General features: G+C 72.2%; 18 protein-coding genes. 1 reads left to right on the top strand and 17 read right to left on the bottom strand.

The window, feature by feature from the left end:
• Positions 1-48: 48 nt before the first annotated feature.
• From LN042_RS07670 to LN042_RS07610, 13 genes are all read right to left on the bottom strand, one after another.
• Positions 49-288 (bottom strand): hypothetical protein, encoded by a 240-nt coding sequence (locus LN042_RS07670; RefSeq protein ID WP_230049749.1) that lies wholly within the window; start codon positions 286-288, stop codon positions 49-51.
• Complete coding sequence (gene gatA, locus LN042_RS07665; protein ID WP_230049747.1) at positions 285-1,778, bottom strand: Asp-tRNA(Asn)/Glu-tRNA(Gln) amidotransferase subunit GatA; 1,494 nt, start codon at positions 1,776-1,778, stop codon at positions 285-287. Before gatA ends, LN042_RS07670 begins: the two co-directional genes overlap by 4 nt.
• A 6-nt stretch (positions 1,779-1,784) precedes the next feature.
• Positions 1,785-2,081, bottom strand: a complete 297-nt coding sequence (gene gatC / locus LN042_RS07660; RefSeq protein ID WP_230049745.1) for an Asp-tRNA(Asn)/Glu-tRNA(Gln) amidotransferase subunit GatC — start codon at positions 2,079-2,081, stop codon at positions 1,785-1,787.
• A gap of 146 nt (positions 2,082-2,227) precedes the next feature.
• Positions 2,228-4,297 (bottom strand): putative bifunctional diguanylate cyclase/phosphodiesterase, encoded by a 2,070-nt coding sequence (locus LN042_RS07655; RefSeq protein ID WP_230049743.1) that lies wholly within the window; start codon positions 4,295-4,297, stop codon positions 2,228-2,230.
• A gap of 340 nt (positions 4,298-4,637) precedes the next feature.
• Positions 4,638-6,929, bottom strand: coding sequence for an NAD-dependent DNA ligase LigA (gene ligA / locus LN042_RS07650; RefSeq protein ID WP_230049741.1), 2,292 nt, complete (start codon positions 6,927-6,929; stop codon positions 4,638-4,640).
• A gap of 18 nt (positions 6,930-6,947) precedes the next feature.
• A complete protein-coding gene (locus LN042_RS07645; RefSeq protein ID WP_372495687.1) occupies positions 6,948-7,958 on the bottom strand; it encodes a methionine synthase in 1,011 nt (336 codons plus the stop codon).
• A gap of 10 nt (positions 7,959-7,968) precedes the next feature.
• A complete protein-coding gene (locus tag LN042_RS07640) occupies positions 7,969-8,670 on the bottom strand; it encodes an NUDIX hydrolase (RefSeq protein ID WP_230049739.1) in 702 nt (233 codons plus the stop codon).
• Between the two features lie 80 nt (positions 8,671-8,750).
• Positions 8,751-10,280 carry a hypothetical protein gene (locus LN042_RS07635; protein WP_230049737.1) on the bottom strand — a complete coding sequence of 510 codons (1,530 nt, stop codon included), beginning with the start codon at positions 10,278-10,280 and terminating at the stop codon, positions 8,751-8,753.
• 393 nt (positions 10,281-10,673) lie between these two features.
• Positions 10,674-11,462 (bottom strand): hypothetical protein, encoded by a 789-nt coding sequence (locus LN042_RS07630; RefSeq protein WP_230049735.1) that lies wholly within the window; start codon positions 11,460-11,462, stop codon positions 10,674-10,676.
• A 111-nt stretch (positions 11,463-11,573) separates the two neighbouring features.
• On the bottom strand, positions 11,574-12,263 hold the full coding sequence (locus LN042_RS07625) for an SDR family oxidoreductase (protein ID WP_230049733.1): 690 nt from the start codon (positions 12,261-12,263) through the stop codon (positions 11,574-11,576).
• Positions 12,264-12,272: 9 nt separating this feature from the next.
• Positions 12,273-12,803 (bottom strand): LOG family protein, encoded by a 531-nt coding sequence (locus LN042_RS07620; protein WP_230049731.1) that lies wholly within the window; start codon positions 12,801-12,803, stop codon positions 12,273-12,275.
• A 41-nt stretch (positions 12,804-12,844) separates the two neighbouring features.
• The gene (mnmA, locus tag LN042_RS07615; RefSeq protein ID WP_230049729.1) at positions 12,845-13,987 is read right to left on the bottom strand and encodes a tRNA 2-thiouridine(34) synthase MnmA; all 1,143 of its coding nucleotides are present in this window, start codon (positions 13,985-13,987) and stop codon (positions 12,845-12,847) included.
• Positions 13,988-14,035: 48 nt separating this feature from the next.
• Complete coding sequence (locus tag LN042_RS07610; RefSeq protein WP_230049727.1) at positions 14,036-15,205, bottom strand: cysteine desulfurase family protein; 1,170 nt, start codon at positions 15,203-15,205, stop codon at positions 14,036-14,038.
• A 136-nt stretch (positions 15,206-15,341) separates the two neighbouring features.
• On the opposite strand from LN042_RS07610, the gene LN042_RS07605 reads away from it, so the two are divergent.
• Positions 15,342-16,124, top strand: coding sequence for an IclR family transcriptional regulator (locus LN042_RS07605; RefSeq protein WP_230049725.1), 783 nt, complete (start codon positions 15,342-15,344; stop codon positions 16,122-16,124).
• A 110-nt stretch (positions 16,125-16,234) separates the two neighbouring features.
• On the opposite strand, the gene LN042_RS07600 is transcribed toward LN042_RS07605, so the two are convergent.
• The 4 genes from LN042_RS07600 to LN042_RS07585 all read right to left on the bottom strand — a co-directional run bounded on the left by LN042_RS07600 (position 16,235) and on the right by LN042_RS07585 (position 20,232).
• Positions 16,235-16,894, bottom strand: a complete 660-nt coding sequence (locus tag LN042_RS07600) for a trimeric intracellular cation channel family protein (protein WP_230049723.1) — start codon at positions 16,892-16,894, stop codon at positions 16,235-16,237.
• A gap of 137 nt (positions 16,895-17,031) precedes the next feature.
• Positions 17,032-18,141, bottom strand: coding sequence for an ABC transporter ATP-binding protein (locus LN042_RS07595; protein ID WP_230049721.1), 1,110 nt, complete (start codon positions 18,139-18,141; stop codon positions 17,032-17,034).
• A 22-nt stretch (positions 18,142-18,163) separates the two neighbouring features.
• Complete coding sequence (locus tag LN042_RS07590) at positions 18,164-19,225, bottom strand: ABC transporter ATP-binding protein (RefSeq protein WP_230049719.1); 1,062 nt, start codon at positions 19,223-19,225, stop codon at positions 18,164-18,166.
• Complete coding sequence (locus tag LN042_RS07585) at positions 19,222-20,232, bottom strand: ABC transporter permease (RefSeq protein ID WP_230049717.1); 1,011 nt, start codon at positions 20,230-20,232, stop codon at positions 19,222-19,224. The genes LN042_RS07590 and LN042_RS07585 overlap by 4 nt, the downstream gene beginning before the upstream one ends.
• Positions 20,233-20,260 lie beyond the last annotated feature (28 nt).

Genomic DNA, 20,260 nt, shown 5'->3' with positions numbered 1-20,260 from the left:
AAGCGGCCGACCGCGACGCCTGGGCGCCACGGCCGACCTGACGGAACGTCAGTCCGCGAGGACGTCCTCGCTGCCGAGCCGGCGCAGTTCGCGGACCAGCAGGGCGGTGCCGGTGACCAGGGCCAGGGCGCCGACCAGCGCGTTGGCCAGCAGCAGGTGGTCGTGCTCGTTGCGGGCCTTCTTGACGTCCTTGGCGATGCTCAGGGCGCCGAAGGCGCTGGTGCCGATGGACAGCAGCAGGCCGGGCTTCGAGTGCTTCCAGCCCTTGGCCTTCTCGATCTTGCTCACAGTGCCGGTGCCTCCTCCAGCAGGGGGTGCCCCCACTTGTCGTTGAGTGCGGCCTCCACGGCGCCACCGACCCGGTACAGGCGGTCGTCCGCCATCGCGGGTGCGATGATCTGCAGGCCGACCGGGAGATTGTCCTCCGGGGCCAGGCCGCAGGGCAGTGACATGGCCGCGTTGCCCGCCAGGTTGGACGGGATGGTGCACAGGTCGGCCAGGTACATCGCCATCGGGTCGTCGGCGCGCTCGCCGATCGGGAAGGCGGTGGTCGGGGTGGTCGGCGAGACCAGCACGTCGACCCCGGCGAAGGCGGCGTCGAAGTCGCGCGAGATCAGCGTGCGGACCTTCTGCGCCGAGCCGTAGTAGGCGTCGTAGTAGCCGGAGGAGAGTGCGTAGGTGCCCAGGATGATGCGGCGCTTGACCTCGGCCCCGAAGCCGGCCTCGCGGGTCAGCGCGGTGACCTCCTCGGCCGAGCGGGAGCCGTCGTCGCCCACCCGCAGGCCGTAGCGCATCGCGTCGAAGCGGGCCAGGTTGGAGGAGGCCTCGCTCGGGGCGATCAGGTAGTAGGCGGGCAGCGCCAGGGTGAAGGACGGGCAGGACACCTCGACCACCTCGGCGCCCAGCTCGCGCAGCAGCTCCACGGCCTCGTCGAACCGCTGCATCACGCCGGCCTGGTAGCCCTCGCCGGCGAACTCCTTGACCACGCCGATCCGCATGCCGCGGACGTCGCGCATCTTCGCGGCCTCGACCACGGCCGGGACCGGCGCGTTGATCGAGGTGGAGTCCAGCGGGTCGTGGCCGGCGATCGCCTCGTGCAGCAGCGCCGCGTCCAGCACGGTGCGGGCGCACGGGCCGCCCTGGTCCAGCGAGGACGAGAAGGCGACCAGGCCGTAACGGGAGACCGAACCGTAGGTGGGCTTGACGCCGACCGTGCCGGTGACCGCGCCGGGCTGGCGGATCGAGCCGCCGGTGTCGGTGCCGATCGCCAGCGGGGCCTCGAAGGCGGCCAGCGCGGCCGCCGAGCCGCCGCCGGAGCCGCCCGGGATCCGGGAGAGGTCCCAGGGGTTGCCGGTGGTGCCGAAGGCCGAGTTCTCGGTGGAGGAGCCCATCGCGAACTCGTCCATGTTGGTCTTGCCCAGGATCACCACGTCCGCGTCCTTCAGACGGGTCGTCAGGGTGGCGTCGTAGGGCGGGATCCAGCCTTCGAGGATCTTCGACCCGCAGGTGGTCGGCACGCCCTTGGTGGTGAAGACGTCCTTGAGGGCCAGCGGCACGCCGGCCAGCGGGCCGAGCTCGCTGCCGGCGGCGCGCTTGGCGTCCACCGCGCGGGCGGCGGCCAGCGCACCCTCGGTGTCGACGTGCAGGAAGGCGTTGACCTTCTTGTCGACGGCGTCGATCCGGTCCAGGTGGGCCTGGGTCACCTCGACGGCGCTGACCTGGCCGGCCTTGATCGCCGCGGCGGTGTCGGCCGCTGTGAGCTTGATGAGGTCGGTCATGTGCGGTCAGTCCTCCCCGAGGATCTGCGGAACCCGGAAACGCTGCTCCTCGGCGGCCGGGGCGCCGGAGAGCGCCTGCTCGGAGGTGAGCGACGGCCGCACCTCGTCCGGGCGCATCACATTGGTCAGCGGCAGCGGGTGGGAGGTCGGCGGGACGTCCTGTCCGGCGACCTCGGAAACGCGGGCGACCGCGCCGATGATCACGTCCAGCTGCTCGGCGAGGTGGTCCAGCTCCTCGGCCTGCAACTCCAGACGCGACAGCCGGGCGAGGTGGGCGACCTCCTCGCGCGTGATGCCAGGCATGCAGCGATCCTCAGGGTGAGTTCGGGCGAGGACGGCACCGGCATCACCGCACGCGGGAGCGACCCGTCCTCCTTGTCTTTACGACCATCCTAGGGGGCACGGCGCGTCACCGTTGTTACTGAGGGGTTGCGGGAGTCGGAGCGGGGCTACTGGGGAGTCGTCGGAGCCTGGCTGGGCGGGCCCAGCGGCTGGCGCGGCACCCCGGGGCGGGACAGCTCGGCCTGCCCGGTCCAGCGCCGCAGCCCGGGCACCCGCTCGGCCGGCGGCGGGCCGGTGCGGTGCACCTGGAGCCAGGCGGTGGCCTGGTCGGCGGGGAGCGCGGCGGAGACCAACCAGCCCTGGACGGCGTCCACCCCGAGGCTGTGCAGCCGCTCCCAGGTCGCGTCGTCCTCCACGCCCTCGGCCACCACGGTCAGGCCCAGCGAGTGGGCCAGCTCCACCGAGCAGCGCACCACCGCGGCGTCGTGGTGGTCGGCGACCATCCGGGAGACGAAGGACCGGTCGATCTTCAGCTCGCCCACCGGCAGGCTGCGCAGCCGCACCAGCGAGGAGTGGCCGGTGCCGAAGTCGTCCAGGGACATCCCGACGCCCTGCCGGCGCAACTGGGCCAGGGTGTCGGCGGCCAGCCGGGAGTCGTCCAGCAGCAGCCGCTCGGTGATCTCCAGTTGGAGCGCGTGGGCGGGCACCTGGTGGCGGCTCAGGTGGCCGGCCACCCGCTGCGCGAAGCCGGGGCTGAGCACGTCGCGGGGCGAGACGTTGACGGCGACCTGCACCTGGAGGTCCTGGGACCGCCAGGCGGCCAGCTGGCCGATCGCGGCCTCCAGCACGTAGTCGGTGAGCCGGGGCATCAAACCGCTGGACTCGGCCAGGCCCACGAACTCGTCCGGCGAGACCCGGCCGCGCCCCGGCCGCTCCCAGCGCAGCAGCGCCTCCAGGCCCACCACCCGGCCGTCGAACGCCACCTTGGGCTGGTAGTGCAGCTGCACCTCGCCGGTCTCCAGGGCCCGGCGCAGGTCGCCGAGCAGGCCGATCCGGTACGGGGTGTCGACGTCCTGCGACTTGTCGTACTGCTCCACGGCGGTGCGGGAGCGCTGGGCGTGGCCCATCGCCACGTCGGCCCGGCGCAGCAACGATTCTGCGTCGTCGGCGTGCTGCGGGTAGACGCAGACGCCGGCGCTGGCCTCCAGCACCAGCAGCAGGCCGTCCAGTCGGATGGGGGCGGCCAGTTCGGCGATCAGCGCCTTGGCGAGCCGCTCCAGCAGGTCGGGGCGGCCGACGCCGGGCAGCAGCACCGCGAACTCGTCGCCGCCCATCCGGGCCACCACCGCGCGGCGGCCGTTCTCGGCCAGCGGCTCCAGGCCGGCCAGCAGCTCGCCGGTCTCCCGGCGGCGCTCGGCGGCCAGCGACGGGGTGAGCGGCGGCGGCAGCGGCACCTGGCGGTCTGCGGGGGCGGGCGGGATGGCAGGGGCCGCGGGAGCGGGCGGGCCGGCGAGAGCTGCGGGAGCGGGCGGGCCGGCGAGAGCTGCGGCGTCCGAGCAGGCGGACTGCGGCACGGGTTGCGGCGCGGCGGCAGTGGCAGCGGCAGCGGCGGCAGCGGCGCAGGACCGTTCCGACGGGGTCGCGGGGGCTGCGGCGCCCGAGCAGGCGGACTGCGGCACGGGTTGCGGCGCGCGTTGCGGCGCGGCGGCAGCGGCAGCGGCGCAGGACCGTTCCGGCGGGGTCGCGGGGGTTGCGGCGCCCGAGCAGGCGGTCGGCGACGCGGCCGCACGGCTGTCCACCGGCCCGCCGCGCAGCACCCGGTGCAGCCGCCGCCCGATGTGCACCAGCAGGCGGTCCCCGGCGGCGTGACCAAGCGTGTCGTTGAGGGATCGGAACCGATCGAGATCGAGCAGGATCAGCCCGACCGAGTAGCCGTCCTGGTCCTGGTGGTCGGCGATCGCCTCCTGGGCCGCGAGCAGCAGGGCGTGCCGGTTCGGCAGGCCGGTGAGCGGATCGGTGAGCTGGTCCCGGGCGCGGTCCCGGGCGATCCGCCAGGCGGCCACCAGCACGGCCAGCGGCACCGCGAACAGGGGCAGCAGTTCGGGCTCGTGCCGGCTGACCAGCACGGCCAGGGGAATGAGCGGTGCGGCGCCGGCCAGCAGCACACCGAGCAGCAGGACGGCGCCCGCCACCCCCTGCGGCGGGCGTGTCGGTGCACCGCCGGTCGTACGATCCATACGCCCTGTCCTCCGTCAGGCCCGCCCCCGCCAGGCCGCATCGCGGCTGGAGCCGACCCGAAGAACGGTCGGCCTGGCACCTTCTGATCGAGTGCCAGTCGGTCTCAGCCCGGAAGCGCCCCCGACGACGCCGGCCACCTGCTAGCTCACTGGCCGGTGCCCCCACTCCTGCTGACACACTGTTGCGCTCCAGGGTAAGTCCGCCTCCGTCGGGAGGGCGGACTTTCGGTCATCCGGGAGCACGCCGGCACGGATCCGGCGCCGCACAGTGACACGATGCCCCCTCTGCCCGTCCGGCATCCTGGTGACGGGGCATCAGCACGATAACAAGACGGACACGTCAGCCCTGGTCAGCCCCCTCGGTGGCGACCCCGGCCGACTCCTCCTCGCCGCTCGGCAGCCCGAGGTGCGCCCGTGCTGCGGCCGGTCCGGACTCCAGCAGCACCGCGAACCCGGCGTCGTCCAGCACCGGCAGGCCGAGTTGAACCGCTTTGTCGTACTTCGATCCAGGATTGTCACCGACGACCACGAAATCGGTCTTCTTCGACACCGACCCGGTCACCTTCGCGCCCCGGACCACCAGCGCCTCCTTCGCGCCGTCCCGGGTGTGCCCGGCCAGCGTGCCGGTGACCACCACGGTGAGCCCCTCCAGTGGCCGCTCGCCCTCGTCCTCGGGCGCCTCCTCGACGAACCGCACCCCCGCCTCGCGCCACTTGCGCAGGATCTCCCGGTGCCAGTCCTCCTGGTACCACTCGACGATGGCCTTGGCGATGATCGGGCCGACGCCCTCCACCGCGGCCAGCTCCTCCTCGCTCGCCGCGAAGATCCGGTCCAGGTCGCGGAACTCCCGCGCCACCGCCTGGGCGGCCACCGGCCCGACATGGCGGATCGACAGGCCGTTGAGGTAGCGCCAGAGCTGGCGCTCCTTGGCGCCGGCCAGGTTGTCCAGCAGCACCGTGGTGTTCTTCTTGGGCTGTCCCTTGAGGTTGGCGAAGAAGGCGACCTCGCGCTCCTCGCCCGTGGCGTCGTCCAGCTTGGGCATGCCGGTCTTCGGGTCGCGCACCAGCACGCGGATCGGCAGCAGCTGCTCCACGGTCAGACCGAAGATGTCCCCCTCGTTCTTGACAGGAGCGTCAGCAGGCTCCAGCGGCTGGGTCAGCGCGGTGGCCGCGACGTAGCCGAGCCCCTCGATGTCCAGCGACTCGCGTCCGCCAAGGTAGGCGATCCGCTCGCGGATCTGGGCCGGACAGAACCGCGCGTTGGGGCACCGCAGGTCGATGTCGCCCTCGGACATCGGGCGCAGCTCGGTGCCGCACTCGTGACAGTGCGAGGGCATCACGAACTCCTGCTCGGTGCCGTCCCGCAAGTCCTCCACCGGGCCCAGGATCTCCGGGATCACGTCACCGGCCTTGCGCAGCACCACGGTGTCGCCGAGCAGCACGCCCTTGGCCTTCACCACCTGCTGGTTGTGCAGGGTGGCGTACTGCACCATCGAGCCGGCCACCTTCACCGGCTCGGCCAGCACCGCGTAGGGGGTGGCCCGGCCGGTGCGGCCGATGCCGACCTTGATCGAGGCCAGCTTGGCGGTGACCTCCTCCGGCGGGTACTTCCAGGCGATCGCCCAGCGCGGCGACTTGGAGGTGGAGCCGAGCCGGCCCTGCAGCGCGATCTCGTCGACCTTCACCACCACGCCGTCGATCTCGTGCTCGACCGAGTGGCGCTGCTCGCCGTACCGCTTGATGAACGCCCGCACCTCGTCCAGCGTGCCGACCACCTGGTTGTGCTTGGCGGTGGGCAACCCCCAGTCGCGCAGCAGCTGGTAGGCGTGTGACTGGCAGTCGATGTCGAAGCCCTCGCGGGCGCCGATGCCGTGCACCACCATGTGCAGCGGGCGGGAGGCGGTCACCAGCGGGTCCTTCTGGCGCAGCGAACCGGCGGCGGCGTTGCGGGGGTTGGCGAACAGCTTGAGCAGCGCCTGCGGGCGCTTGCCCTCCTTGGCCCGTTGCTCGTTCTCCGTCTTGCGGCGCTCGTTCTCGGCGGCCAGCGAGGCGTTGAGCTCCTCGAACGCCTCGGTGGGCAGGTAGACCTCGCCGCGGATCTCCACCAGGGCGGGGACGTTCTCGCCCTTCAGCTGCTGCGGGATCTCCTTAATGGTGCGGATGTTGGCGGTGATGTCCTCGCCGATCCGGCCGGTGCCGCGGGTGGCGGCCAGGGTGAGCCGCCCGTTCTCGTAGGTGAGGTTGACGGCCAGGCCGTCCACCTTGAGCTCGCACAGGTAGTGGTAGTCGATGCCGTGCAGCTCGCGGGCCACCCGGTCGGCCCAGGCGGCCAGCTCCGCGTCGTCCATCGCGTTGTCCAGGCTGAGCAGCCGCTCGCGGTGCTCGACCTTGGCGAAGCCCTCGGCCGCGCCCCCGCCCACCTTCTGGGTCGGCGAATCCGGCGTGACCAGCGCCGGGTGCTGGGCCTCCAGTGCCTCCAGCTCCCGCATCAGCGCGTCGAACTCGGCGTCGCTGACGATCGGCGCGTCCTGCTCGTAGTAGCGGACCCGGTGCTCCTCGATCTCGGTCGCCAGCTCCGCATGCCGCCTGCGCAGCTGCGCCGGCACGTCCTCCCAGCCCTCGACCGCCGCCACTTCGAGTCCTCCTGTTCGCTACTCCGGGTTGTCCACCAGGCTCTGGGCTCCCCTCACGCTGAGTGACAGTGCCGTGCGGGCGTAGGCGGGGCTCGCGCCGGCCAGGCCGCAGGTCGGTGTCACCAGCACGCGGCGGCCCAGCAGTTCCGGATCGAGCCCGAGCCTGCGCCACAACGTCCTGACACCCGCGACACTACCGGCCGGGTCGGACAAACCGTCGTCGGTGGACGGCACCACACCGGCCAGGATCACCGTGCCCGCCTCGACCGCTTCGCCGATCGCATCGTCCTCACGCTCCGTCAGCAAGCCGAAGTCCAACGAGACACCGGCGACTTCGGCCCGGCGCAGCAGCGGGATCGGCACCTCGGGTGCGCAGCAGTGCACCACCACCGGCACGTCCAGGGCGCGGACCAGCTCCCGCAGCGCCTCCTCGGCCAGCTGCCGGTCCACCGCGCGCAGCCGCTGGAAGCCGCTGGCCGTCCTCACCCGGCCGGCCAGCACGGCGGGCAGCGAGGGCTCGTCCAGCTGCAGCACCAGCTGCGCGCCGGGCACCCGCCGGCGGACGTCCGCGAGGTGCCGGCGCAGCCCCTCGGCCAGCGAGCCGGTGATGTCCCGGCAGGCTCCCGGATCGGCGAGCGCCTTCTCGCCGTGCTTCAACTCGATGCCGGCGGCCAGCGTCCACGGCCCGACGGCCTGGAGCTTGACCGCCCCCCGGTACCCCTGGGTGAACTCCTCCAGGGCGTCCAGGTCCTCGCCCAGCAAGGAGTGCGCCCGCCGGGTGTCCCGGCCCGGCCGGTCGGCGAACCGCCAGCCGCTCGGCTGCACCTCGGCGAACAGCTCCACCAGCAGGCCGGCCGAACGCCCGATCATGTCGGCGCCGGGCCCGCGGGCCGGCAGTTCGGGGAGGAACGGCAGGTGTTCGAGGGCCCCGGTCGAGGTCTTCGCGGCTTCCCGGGCGTCGGTGCCCGGCATCGAGCCGATGCCGGTGGCGGCGCCCAGCAGGTCGGGGAACGGAAACGTCACGGTCACGCCCGGCAGCCTACGGGAGTGCGGGGCCTCCCAGCAGGCCGGCCAGCCGGGCCCGGTAGAGCGCGGCCACGGTGAAGCCGTCGGTGATCCGGCCCTCGGCCACCAGCCGTTCGGCCTCGGCGAACGGGAACCGCACCGCGCGCCGGATGCCCTCGGCCCGCTCCACCTCGCCGTAGCCGCTCAACCGGGCGGCGTAGAGGAGCACATGGCCGGCCACCAGCCCGGTGTCGGGATGCAGCCGACCCAGCGGCACCAGCTCGTCGGCCCGGGCGCCGAGCTCCTCGGCCAGCTCGCGCCGGGCGTTCTGCTCGTCGTCGGCGCCGCGCTCGCCGTAGCCGCGCGGTGCCTCCAGGTGCCAGGAGCGGGTGGCGTGCCGGTAGTGCTCCAGCAGCAGCACCCCGTCGGCCAGCACCGGCAGCACCACCACGCCCGGCACCCCGGCGGTGCCCAGCATCCGCAGGTGCAGGCCGAGGCCGCCGCCGGGGAAGCGCACCGGGTCGCGCAGCAGGGTGATGTACGGGTCGGCGTACACCACCCCGGACTGCGCGGCGGCCACCGGTGCCGTGCCGCCGCGGTCGCGGACCGCCTGCTCGGCCGCGGCGGTCTCGGTCGGCGTGCTGAGGATCTCGATGCCGTCCGGGTCGTTGCGGAACAGCTCGGGGCGGGCGGTGCGGAGTTGGGCGTAGCGGTCCACGGATGTGTGGCGGTCCACGGATGTCCTTTCCTGGCTGCTGTCATGGTGCCCGCTCCGCCCGCTCCGGATCCGGCGGTCGGCCGGGATTTGGCCGGATGTCAGTCGGCCCGCTCCCCTTCGGCCAGCTCGGCGGCCTCGACCCGGCCGCCGACCGCCCCGATCTCGGCGAACCCGGCCAGCCGCAGGTCCGCGATCAGCGCCTCCCACTGGCGCAGCCCGCTGCCCGGGAACCGCCCCTCGATCAGCCGCAGGCTGCTGTCCAGCCGGGCCTGCTCCGAGCGGTCCACCCGCCGGTTGACCAGCAGCCGGACCACCACCGGCGCGGCCCGGTTGGCGAACGCACGGGTCACCTCACCGAGGATCTCGAAGGCCGGATCGGCGCCCAGCAGCACCCGCACCCCGGCGTTGGCCACCTCCACCAGCAGCTCCACCGCCGGTGTCCAGCGCGCCATCCGGGCGGCCACCCGCCGCTTGGACGCCAGGGAGCTGGCCTCGCGGAGCATCGCCACATAGGCGGCCACCACGGCCGGTGCGCCGTGCTCGGGGTCGGCGAACCGGGCGGGCTCGGCCACCAGGGGGTCGGACAGCAGCCCCTGGAGCCGGGTCAGGTAGCGGCGCCACTGCGGGGTGCCGCGCAGCGCCAGCACGTCCGAGAGCGTGAGTTCGGCGAACGATTCGACGAACAGGCCCTCCTGGACCACCTCGAAGGCGGTGCGGCGGACGATCTCCACCAGCTGCCCGGGGGCCAGGTCGCGTCCGGGCGTCCGTCTCCTCAGGTGCCACTCCTGCAGCATCGAGCGGGGCGGCGAGCCGTGCGGGGTGAGGGCGAAGGCGCCGAGGCGGTCGGCCAGGTTGACGTTGTAGGCGAGGTCGACCAGCTGCTTGATCTCGGCGCCGAACTCCCGGGTCGCGTCGTAGCCGCGGTCCGCCGGGTTGGCGCCCTCGGTCACGACGAAGCGCCGGTAGATGTCGTCGCGCAGCACCAGGCCGGTCTCCCGGATCCGGTCGTTGCAGAAGTCCGCCACGTCCAGCAGCCGCTCGCGCAGCCGCTCCTGGCGTTGTGCCGGCACCTCCAGGACGCGGGCCAGCGCGGGCACGTCGATCAGGTTGAGGTCGTGGGCGTAGCGGGAGAACTCCCGCGCCAGCGCCTGGGCGTCCTCCGCGTTGGCCGCGTCGTCCCAGTCCATCCGCAGGCAGGTCGACCGGGTCTCCTCGCAGACCCGGCTCCAGCCCTGCCAGCCGGTGCCGTCGAGCCCGAACCGCGGCTCCTGCACCGGGGAGGACTCGTTCCAGAGGAAGGGGATCAGCACGCCGTCGGCCAGCAGCTGCTTGAACGCCTCGCGCTCCGGGGAGTCCCTCAGGTAGTCGCGCGCCACGGCCGGGTTGTTGTAGAGGTAGGCCCGGTTGACCACCGTCTGCTCACCGTTGACCAGGGCCCGCACGTACTCCGCGCGGACCCGCTCGTCCTGCTTGCGCAGCGCGGCCCTGGTGGAGAGCCGCCCGTCCCACAGGCCGCGCAGTTCCGGGGTGGCGAGCCACTGGTTGTCGAGGGCCTGGGCTATGACCGGTACCTGCCGCAGGCCGTCCGGTCCGATACGCTCGAAGTCGACGTTCGCCTCGCTGGACATACGAGCGACTCTATCGGGACGGAGTGACGGAACGTCAGGCTTTCGCGGCTTCTTCCGCAACGGGGGACGTCCCGTCGGCCGCTCGCGCGCCGACGGGACCCCGCGGTGAACTCGACCGCCGCGACGACGCCCTAGCCGCGCTCGAGGAGTCCCTGGACATCCCCGAGCGGCTCCGGAACGTTCTCGGCACCGCCGGCCGACTGCCTGGGTCGTCGCCGGTCGCGCCCGGCTCCCCTTCGGCGAGCGGGACGCGGCCAGGCGGTCCTTCGACCGCGCCCCACCTCGTTGGTGAACACCGTCCGGAGGATCACACCTACCAGGGCCGCAAGGGCTTTGACGCCCTCCGGGGGGTGCGGTCGAGGTGGTGGAGAGGCTTCACGGCGAAGGCCCCCGTCAGACCGAAGCCTTCACCTTCTGCTGGAACACGCTGAAGTCGATCACCTGGTCCGCCGGCGGGGCCTGGATGTTCAGCGGCTTGTTGAAGTCACTGAAGTCCACCGAGCCGCCGTCCGACCCCTTGTTCTCCATCCGGAGCAGGTAGGGCTGTCCCTGTGTGGCGACGTAGACGGTGCTGGGGCCGCTGTCGTCGCTCACCTGGACGGTCAGCGCAGGGGTGCCGTTGACGGTGGTGGCCGAACCCTTCGTGGCGCCGGTCTGCTTGGAGTCGTCGTCGGCCATGTTCGCCATCAGATCGCACATGGCGGCCATGCTCTGCAGGTCCGGGTCGTCCTGGCCACCCGTCAGCCAGCGGCCCTGGAACAGCTGGACGGCGGCGGCACCGGCCTTGGAGTTCTCATGGGAGGCGATGTTCTGCAGGAAGGTCGCATCGGGCTTCATCCAGGTGCCGGCACTGGTGTGGATGATCTGCATCGAGCCGTCCGAGGCGCTGCTGACCGTGCCGGTGCAGTCCTTGTTCTTGCCCGCCGAGAGGTCCAAGGTGATCTTGTCGCTGTCCGTAGTGACGTAGCCCTTGGCGTGCATCGAACTGAGCGAGCCCATCGCGGCCTTGGCCTGGTCGAGGACCTGACTGGCCGACAGGGCGCTGAGGTTCGACCCACTCTGGGACGCCGAGCCGGGCGCGGCCGCCTGACTGGACGTGCCCTTGGAGCTTCCGCAGGCGGTGACCGCGCCGGCCAGGACGACGCAGAGCACGGCGGAATGGACGAGCCGACTGGAGTACATGACGATCCTTTGACTGGTTAAATAGGGCTGATATGACCAAAGGTTCATCAGTATGGACGTTGTCAGCTCATTCGGGTACGGAAATTGCACAACTGCCGGGAACCGCGCGTCCTACCGCCCCGGGCGCACCGTGACGTCGGTGATCTCCGCGTCCCGCGGCAGGTCGACGGCGGCCAGGATCGCGGTCGCCACCGACTCCGGGGCGATCCAGCGGTCGGCGTCGTACTCCTTGCCCTCCTGCCGGTGCACCTTGGCCTGCATCGGGGTCGCGGTGCGGCCCGGGTAGACCGAGGTGACCCGGACGCCGTTGCCGTGCTCCTCCTGGCGCAGCGAGTCGGCCAGCGCCCGCAGCCCGTGCTTGCTGGCCGCGTACGAGCCCCACTCGGCGTGGGCGCTGTGCCCGGCGCCGGAGTTGACGAAGACCACGTGGCCGCGCGCTTGGCGCAGCTGGGGCAGCAGCAGGCGGGTCAGCTCGGCGGGGGCGATCAGGTTGACGGCCAGTGTCTCCTGCCAGACCTTGACCGGGGTGTCGCCGATCGTGCCGAGTTCCACCGTGCCGGCGATGTGCAGCAGGGAGTCCAGCTCCAGCGGCAGCTGCTGGTGGCCGAACGCCCAGGACAGCTTGGCCGGATCGCCCAGGTCGCCGACCAGGGTGCGGGCGCCCGCGAAGCGTTCGCGCAGCTCGGTGGCGCGCTTGGCGTCACGGGCGAGCAACCAGACCTCGTCACCGCGCTCGATCAGACGCCGGGCGGTGACGGCCCCGATGCCGGAGCCGGCACCAGTGAGCAGATGAGTGGGCATGACGGCCTTTCAGGAGGAGGTGTCGAGCAGGGCGAAGACCTCGGCGGGCGTCTGGGCGAAGGTGATCAGCTCGTCGAGCGGGCGCGGCAGGAAGCCCTCGGCGTCCATCCGCTCCAGCTGCACCCGCATGCCGGTCCAGAAGCCCTCGGTGTCCAGCACCACTATCGGCTTGCCGTGCAGATTGTGCTTCTTGAGCTCCAGTACCTCGGTGATCTCGTCCAGCGTGCCGAGACCGCCCACCAGCACCACGACCGCGTCCGCCCGGAGCAGCAACTCGGCCTTGCGCTCGGCCAGGTCGCGGGTCATCACCGACTCGTCCGCCCCCGGGTAGCCCTTGTGCGCGAGCAACTCGACCATGACGCCGACCAGCTTGCCGCCGGCCGCCTTGACCTCGTCGGCCAGCAGGCCCATCAGGCCGGCGTTCGAGCCGCCCCAGACCAGGGTGTGGCCGCCGGCCCCGAGCAGGCGGGCGAACTCGGCGGCGGGGGCGGTGTAGCGCTCATCGAGCGAGTACGCGGAGCAGAAGACGGTGATGTTCATGATGCGAACAGGATTATCAGATCACCGCTCCTCCGGTCGCCTCAGATGTTCGCGGGGTTCCGCCGCTCCGTCGCCGAGATGGTGGCCGAGCCGACCACCCGGGTGCCGTCGTAGAGCACCACGGCCTGGCCCGGCGCCACGCCGCGCACCGGCTTGTCCAGCACCACCCGCAGCTCGCCGTCGAGCACCTCGGCGGTCACCGGGACCTCCTCGCCGTGCGCGCGCAGCTGCGCGGTGTAGCGGCCCTGGCCGACCGGGGCGGCGCCGCACCAGCGCGGGCGGATGGCGGTCAGGCCCAGCACGTCCAGGCCCTCGGCCGGGCCGACCGTGACGGTGTTGGTCACCGGGGAGATGTCCAGCACGTAGCGCGGCTTGCCGTCGGCGGCCGGGCGGCCGATCCGCAGGCCCTTGCGCTGGCCGATGGTGAAGCCGTACGCGCCGTCGTGCTCGCCGAGCTTGGTGCCGTCGGTGTCCACGATGTCGCCGGCTGCCGTGCCCAGGTGCCGGGCCAGGAACTTCTGGGTGTCGCCGTCGGTGATGAAGCAGATGTCGTGGCTGTCCGGCTTCTTCGCCACGGCCAGGCCGCGCCGGTCGGCCTCGAGTCGGATCCGGTCCTTGGTGGTGTCGCCGAGCGGGAAGAGCGAGTGGGCCAGCTGCTCGGCGTCCAGCACGCCCAGCACGTAGGACTGGTCCTTGGCCGCGTCCACCGCGCGGTGCAGCTCGCGACCGCCGCCGGGCAGGTCGACGATCCGCGCGTAGTGGCCGGTGCAGACCGCGTCGAAGCCCAGCGCCAGCGCCTTGTCCAGCAGCGCCGCGAACTTGATCTTCTCGTTGCAGCGCAGGCAGGGGTTGGGGGTGCGGCCGGCCGCGTACTCCGCGACGAAGTCGTCGATCACGTCCTCGCGGAACCGCTCGGCGAGGTCCCAGACGTAGAAGGGGATGCCGATCACGTCGGCGGCCCGGCGGGCGTCCCGGGAGTCCTCCAGGGTGCAGCAGCCGCGGGCGCCGGTCCGGAACGACTGGGGATTGGACGACAGCGCCAGGTGCACGCCGGTCACCTCGTGCCCGGCTTCGGCCGCGCGGGCGGCGGCGACGGCGGAGTCGACCCCGCCGGACATCGCGGCGAGCACGCGCAGACGGGAGCCGGTGGACGGGCCGGTCGGGGCACCTGGGAAGTCAGTCATAGTGCTCCCAAGCGTACGCAATGGGCCCGCGGGCTCGTTGCGGCCCTCTCAGCGCCGACCGGCGTTGCGGGCCCGCTCGACGACCGGGCCGATCGCCTCGGCCAGCGCGTCCACGTCCGCCGTGGTGGAGGTGTGCCCGAGCGAGAAGCGCAGCGAGGAGCGGGCCAGCTTCGGCTCGGCCCCCAACGCCAGCAGCACGTGGCTGGGTTGCGGCACCCCGGCGGAGCAGGCCGAACCGGTGGAGACCTCGATGCCGGCCGCGTCCAGCAGCATCAGCAGGGCGTCGCCCTCGCAGCCGGGGAACGAGAAGTGGGCATTGGCGGGCAGTCGGCCCGCCGGGTCCGGATCGCCGTTGAGGATGGCGTCCGGCACCGCCGCCCGCACCCGGGCGATCAGGTCGTCCCGGAGCTTGGCGAGCTCCGGTGCGTGCCCGGCGCGCCGCTCGACGGCGAGCGCGGCGGCGGCGGCGAAACCGGCCGCGGCGGGCACGTCCAGGGTGCCGGAGCGCACGTCGCGCTCCTGGCCGCCGCCGTGCAGCAGCGGCACCGGTGCCGCGCCACGGGAGAGCACCAGCGCGCCGACCCCGTAGGGGCCGCCGATCTTGTGGCCGGTCACGGTCAGCGCGTCCAGCCCGGAGTCGGCGAACGAGACCGGCACCTGGCCCAGCGCCTGCACCGCGTCGGCATGCATGGGAATGCCGAACTCCCGCGCCACGGCAGCCAGTTCGTTGATCGGCTGAATGGTGCCGACCTCGTTGTTGGCCCACATCACGGTGACCAGCGCGACCGCCGCCGGATCGCTCCCTATCGCCTCGCGCAGCGCTTCGGGGTGCACCCGGCCGTGGGCGTCCACCGGCAGGTACTCGACCCGCGCGCCCTCGTGCTGGGCGAGCCACTCCACGGCGTCCAGCACCGCGTGGTGCTCCACCGGGCTGCAGAGCACCCGGGTGCGGGCCGGATCGGCGTCGCGGCGGGCCCAGTAGAGGCCCTTCACCGCCAGGTTGTCCGATTCGGTGCCGCCGCCGGTGAGCACGATCTCGCTCGGCCGGGCGCCCAGCGAGGCGGCCAGCGACTCGCGGGACTCCTCGACCACCCGGCGGGCCCGGCGGCCGGCGGCGTGCAGCGAGGAGGCATTGCCGGTGACGCCGAGGTGGGCCGTCATCGCGGCGATCGCCTCGGGGAGCATCGGGGTGGTGGCCGCATGGTCGAGGTATGGCATGGCGGCACCAGTGTAGGCGGAGCGGGACCGGGCTCCCCTGCCGAAGTGTCGATTTGGCCATTGCACGCCGTGCAACGCGCCATTAGCGTGCTGCGGCACGAGGCCTGGGCGCGTTCACGTTGGGGGGTGGGGCCCGATGTCGCAGACCGTGGACCGAGCGCTGACCATCCTGACCTCGCTGGGCGACGGCCCGGCCTCCCTGGAGCAGGCCGCCAACCGGATCGGGGTGCACAAGTCCACCGCACTGCGGCTGTTGCGCACCCTGGAGGAGCACGGGTTCGTGCAGCGCCAGGCCGACCACCGCTACCGGCTCGGCGGCCGGCTCCTGTCGCTGGCCCACACCGCGCTCGAGGGCTTCGACGTCCGCCAGGTCTGCGCGCCCTACCTGGCCTCACTGAACGAACGCTACGGCCACACCGTGCACTTGGCGGTGCTGGACGGCGTCGAGGTGCTCTCCGTCGACAAGGTGGACGCCCGCTACCCCACTCCGCCGGACTGCGGGCTCGGCGAGGCCTCCCGGATCGGTGGCCGCGCCCCCGCCGTGGCCACCGCCGCCGGACGGGTGCTGCTGGCCGACCTGACCGGCGATCGGCTGGCGGCCGTGCTGGCGGACCCGCACTCCCCCGCCGACCTGCCCGCCGACCTCGCCGCCGTCCGCCGCCAGGGCTGGTCCCTGGACCAGGGCGACCACACGGCCGGCGTCAACTGCCTGGCCGCCCCGATCACGGGGAACGACGGGCGCACGATCGCCGCCTGTGCCATCTCGGTGCCCACCTCGGTCGCCCCACTGGGCGAGCTGAACCGCCTGCTGCCCGAACTCCTCTGCACGGCGGAGGCGGTGTCCCTGGCGTTCGGCGGCTCACCGAACCCGCGCTGGTGCGACAGCCGCTGCGGGGCGAAGGCAGCGGTGCGGATGTAGCCCGCGCGGGGACATCGGCCCGGAGCAGTGGCGCAGGGACAGCGGCCCGGGGACAGCGGCCCGGGGGCCAGCGGCGCGGGAGGCCAGCGGCGCGGTGACCCGACCGGCTCCTACTCCTCGCTGATCCGCGCCCCGTTGCGGTGCCAGGCCCGGGGCGCCCGCCAGCCGTAGCGCAGGGCGAGCATGCGCAGCACGAAGGCGGTGAGGGCGGCGCTGGTGGCGGTGAGGGTGGTGAGGTGGTGGTGGGCGATCAGGACGGCCACGACGGTGGCGCCGACCAGGGCGGGGACGGCGTAGATCTCCCGGTCCCAGCGGAGCAGCGACGGGGTCTCCTGGGCCAGCACGTCGCGGATGACGCCGCCGCCGGCCGCGGTCAGCATGCCGAGGGCGATGGAGGCGACCGAGCCGAGGCCGTAGTCGTGGGCCTTGGCCGTGCCGGTGACGCAGAACAGGCCGAGACCCAGGGCGTCCAGGGTCTGCACGCTGCGGTTGATCCGCTCCACCTCGGGGTGCAGGAAGAACACCACCAGACCGGCGACCAGCGGGGTCACGAAGTAGCCCAGGTTCGTGAAGGCGGCCGGCGGGACGGCGCCGATCAGCAGGTCCCGCATGACGCCGCCGCCGAGCGCGGTGGCCTCGGCGAGCACGCAGATGCCGAAGATGTCCATGTTCTTGCGGACCGCGAGCAGGCCCCCGGACAGGGCGAAGACGAATATGCCTATCAGGTCGAGGGTCAGCTGCACGTCGTGGCTGAAAATCTGCGATGTCACCGGCCCAGTGTCACCCGACCGTGGTGCGGCCTCCGAATCCCGGACAGGAGCATCGGCCGCATCTCGAGTGGTACGGTCACGGGCGCCGGCTGCCGACGGCGCGGTCCGGGGCCCGGACCGCGCCGTCGGTGCGGCGGCTACTCGGCGGCGGCCGCGTCCGTCGGCTCGCCCTCGCCCGCCGGGCGCCCCTGGCCCTCGGAACCCTCCTGGCCCTCCGGGAAGTGGCAGGCCACCTGGTGCCCGCCGGCCAGCTCCGCCAGCGGCGGCTCGGTGGTCGCGCACACCTCCTGGGCCTTCCAGCACCGGGTGCGGAACCGGCAGCCGCTCGGCGGGTTGAGCGGCGACGGCACGTCGCCGGTCAGCAGGATGCGCTCGCGGCGCTCCTTGCGGCGCGGGTCCGGCACCGGGACGGCGGAGAGCAGGGCGTTGGTGTAGGGGTGGGCCGGGTTGCGGTAGAGGGCCTCGCGGTCGGCGATCTCCACGATCTTGCCCAGGTACATCACGGCGACCCGGTCCGAGACGTGACGGACCACCGAGAGGTCGTGCGCGATGATCAGGTAGGTGAGGCCGAGCTCGCGCTGCAGGTCGTCCAGGAGGTTGACCACCTGGGCCTGGATGGACACGTCCAGCGCGGAGACCGGCTCGTCGGCCACGACCATCTTGGGCTTGAGCGCCAGGGCCCGGGCGATCCCGATGCGCTGCCGCTGGCCGCCGGAGAACTCGTGCGGATAGCGGTTGTAGTGCTCGGGGTTGAGGCCGCACAGCTCCAGCAGGTCCTGCACGGCCCGTTTGACGCCGTGCTCGGTGGCCACCTTCTGCAACCTGAACGGCGCGCCCACGATGGTGCCCACGGTGTGCCGGGGGTTCAGCGAGGAGTACGGGTCCTGGAAGATGATCTGGATGTCCTTGCGCAGCGGCCGCAGTCGGCCGGCGCTCAGGTGGGTGATGTCCTGGCCCTCGAACTCCACCTTCCCGCCGGTGGGTTCGTCGAGCCTGGTGACCAGCCGCCCCATGGTGGACTTGCCGCACCCCGACTCGCCCACCACGCCCAGGGTCTCGCCCGGGTTGACCGAGAAGCTGATCCCGTCGACCGCCCGCACCGCGCCCCGGTTGCCGCGCAGCAGACCGCCCTTGACCGGGAAGTGCCGCTCCAGGTCGGTGACCCGCAGCAGCGGCTGTGCCGCTGACTTGCGCAGCCGCGCAGTGCCCTGAGTGCCCTTGCCCTGCGAGCTCTGGGTATCCGTCATGATCCTTGAATCCTTAGGCAGTTCAGAGCCGCGGTGCGATCTCTTCGGCGAAGATGCGGTGCCGTTCGGCGGCCGGCAGGTGGCAGGCGGCGTGGTGCCCGGGCGTCACCTCGGCCAGCACCGGGCGGTCGGTCATCGACCGGCCGCCGGTCTGCTCGGCATAGGGGCAGCGCGGGTGGAAGGCGCACCCGCTGGGCACGTTGATCAGGCTGGGCGGGCTGCCCTTGACCGGCACCAGCCGGTCCTGCAGCTCCCGGTCCAGGCGCGGCATGGAGCCCAACAGCCCCCAGGTGTAAGGGTGTTCCGGGTTGTCGAAGAGGGTCGCGGCGGGGCCGCGCTCCACGCACCGGCCGCCGTACATCACCATGATGTCGTCGGCCAACTCCGCGACCACGCCCAGGTCGTGGGTGATGATGATGACGGCCGAGCCGAACTCCTCCTGGAGGTCCCGGATCAGGTCCAGGATCTGCGCCTGCACGGTGACGTCCAGCGCGGTGGTCGGCTCGTCGGCGATCAGCAGTGACGGGTCGTTGACCAGCGCCATGGCGATCATCGCGCGCTGGCGCATGCCGCCGGAGAACTGGTGCGGGTAGTCGTCGACCCGGCGGTCCGGCTGCGGGATGCCGACGCGGGCCAGCATCTCGATGGCGCGGGTGCGGGCCGCCTTCTTGGAGGCCTCGGGGTGGTGCACCCGGTAGGCCTCGATGATCTGGGCGCCGACCGTGTAGTACGGGTGCATCGCGGTCAGCGGGTCCTGGAAGATCATCGCCATCGAGCGGCCGCGCAGCCGGCGCACCTGGTCGGGCTGGGCAGCGACCAACTCCTGGCCGTCCAGCCAGATTTCGCCGCTGATCCGGGCCCGCTTGGAGCGGTGCAGGCCCATGATGCCCATCGAGGTGACGGACTTGCCGGAGCCGGACTCGCCGACGATGCCCAGGGTCTTGCCGCGGGCCAGGTCGAAGCTGACGCCGTCGACGGACTTCACCAGGCCGTCGTCGGTGTCGAAGTGGATGCGCAGGTCGCGCACCGAGAGGAAGGAGGCACTGCCCTCGGCAACGCTGTCCGTCACGGGTTCGACGATCATGAGAGCCTCACCCGGGGGTCGACGGCGGCGTACAGGAGGTCAACCAGCAGGTTGCAGAGCACGATGAAGAAGGCGGCGATCATGGTGACACCGAGGATCTTGGGCAGGTCGTTGTCCTTGATCGCGGAGACCGCGAAGAACCCGATGCCCTGCATCGAGAAGACCTGCTCGGTGATGACCGCACCGCCGAGCAGCAGACCCAGGTCCATGCCGAAGATGGTGAGGATCGGGGTGAGCGCGGCGCGCAGCCCGTGCCGGACCACCACCTTGCGCTCGATCAGGCCCTTGGCCCGCGCGGTGCGGATGTAGTCCTCGCTCATCGTTTCCAGCATCCCGGCGCGGGTCAGCCGGGCGTAGAGCGCGGAGTAGAGGAAGGCCAGCGAGATCCACGGCAGGATCAGGTTGGTGAACCAACCGACCGGGTCGTCGGTGAAGTTGACGTAGTGCAGGTTGTCGAAGACGACCCACTTGTAGCTGAACAGGTAGTGCAGGATCGCGCCGGTGAAGAAGATCGGCAGCGAGACGCCGGCCAGCGCGACGCCCATCGACGACCGGTCGAAGAAGGACTTGGGCCGCAGCGCCGAGATCACGCCGGTGGTGACGCCGGAGAGCAGCCACAGCACCGCGGCGCCGAGCGCCAGCGAGAAGGTCACCGGGATCCGGCTCTCGATCTCCGGCCAGACCTCGATGTGGTTCTTGAACGAGTAGCCGAAGCAGGGCACGTGGCAAGTGGACGCGTCCGGGCCGTACTTGTACGTGGCACCGACGAAGATCTGCTTGATGAAGTGCCAGAACTGCTCGTACAGCGGCTGGTCGAAGCCCAGGTTCTTCTTGACCGCGGCCAGCGCCTCGGGGCTCGGGTTCTTGCCGATGTACTGGGCGGCCAACTGGTCGGTGGTCTCACCGGCCAGACGCGGCAGCAGGAAGAAGATGCCGAAGGTGACCGCGCTGACGACCAGTAGCAGCACCAGGGCGGCGAACGTCCTGCGGAGGATGTAGAAGAACACAGTCGGACGGCTTGGGGTGCCCCGCCCC

It is taken from the genome of Kitasatospora humi (genome assembly GCF_020907985.1).
In the GTDB taxonomy this organism is placed as follows: domain Bacteria; phylum Actinomycetota; class Actinomycetes; order Streptomycetales; family Streptomycetaceae; genus Kitasatospora; species Kitasatospora humi.
The sequence above is the reverse complement of the archived record's forward strand: the minus strand, read 5'-3'. Positions and strand labels throughout refer to the sequence as shown.

Bases quoted from the DNA above. Each gene is read 5' to 3' on its own strand.
- gatA (WP_230049747.1), bottom strand. From the start codon at position 1,778: ATGACCGACCTCATCAAGCTCACAGCGGCCGACACCGCCGCGGCGATC.
- gatC (WP_230049745.1), bottom strand. From the start codon at position 2,081: ATGCCTGGCATCACGCGCGAGGAGGTCGCCCACCTCGCCCGGCTGTCG.
- LN042_RS07655 (WP_230049743.1), bottom strand. From the start codon at position 4,297: ATGGATCGTACGACCGGCGGTGCACCGACACGCCCGCCGCAGGGGGTG.
- LN042_RS07635 (WP_230049737.1), bottom strand. From the start codon at position 10,280: ATGTCCAGCGAGGCGAACGTCGACTTCGAGCGTATCGGACCGGACGGC.
- LN042_RS07630 (WP_230049735.1), bottom strand. From the start codon at position 11,462: ATGTACTCCAGTCGGCTCGTCCATTCCGCCGTGCTCTGCGTCGTCCTG.
- LN042_RS07625 (WP_230049733.1), bottom strand. From the start codon at position 12,263: ATGCCCACTCATCTGCTCACTGGTGCCGGCTCCGGCATCGGGGCCGTC.
- LN042_RS07620 (WP_230049731.1), bottom strand. From the start codon at position 12,803: ATGAACATCACCGTCTTCTGCTCCGCGTACTCGCTCGATGAGCGCTAC.
- mnmA (WP_230049729.1), bottom strand. From the start codon at position 13,987: ATGACTGACTTCCCAGGTGCCCCGACCGGCCCGTCCACCGGCTCCCGT.
- LN042_RS07610 (WP_230049727.1), bottom strand. From the start codon at position 15,205: ATGCCATACCTCGACCATGCGGCCACCACCCCGATGCTCCCCGAGGCG.
- LN042_RS07605 (WP_230049725.1), top strand. From the start codon at position 15,342: ATGTCGCAGACCGTGGACCGAGCGCTGACCATCCTGACCTCGCTGGGC.
- LN042_RS07595 (WP_230049721.1), bottom strand. From the start codon at position 18,141: ATGACGGATACCCAGAGCTCGCAGGGCAAGGGCACTCAGGGCACTGCG.
- LN042_RS07590 (WP_230049719.1), bottom strand. From the start codon at position 19,225: ATGATCGTCGAACCCGTGACGGACAGCGTTGCCGAGGGCAGTGCCTCC.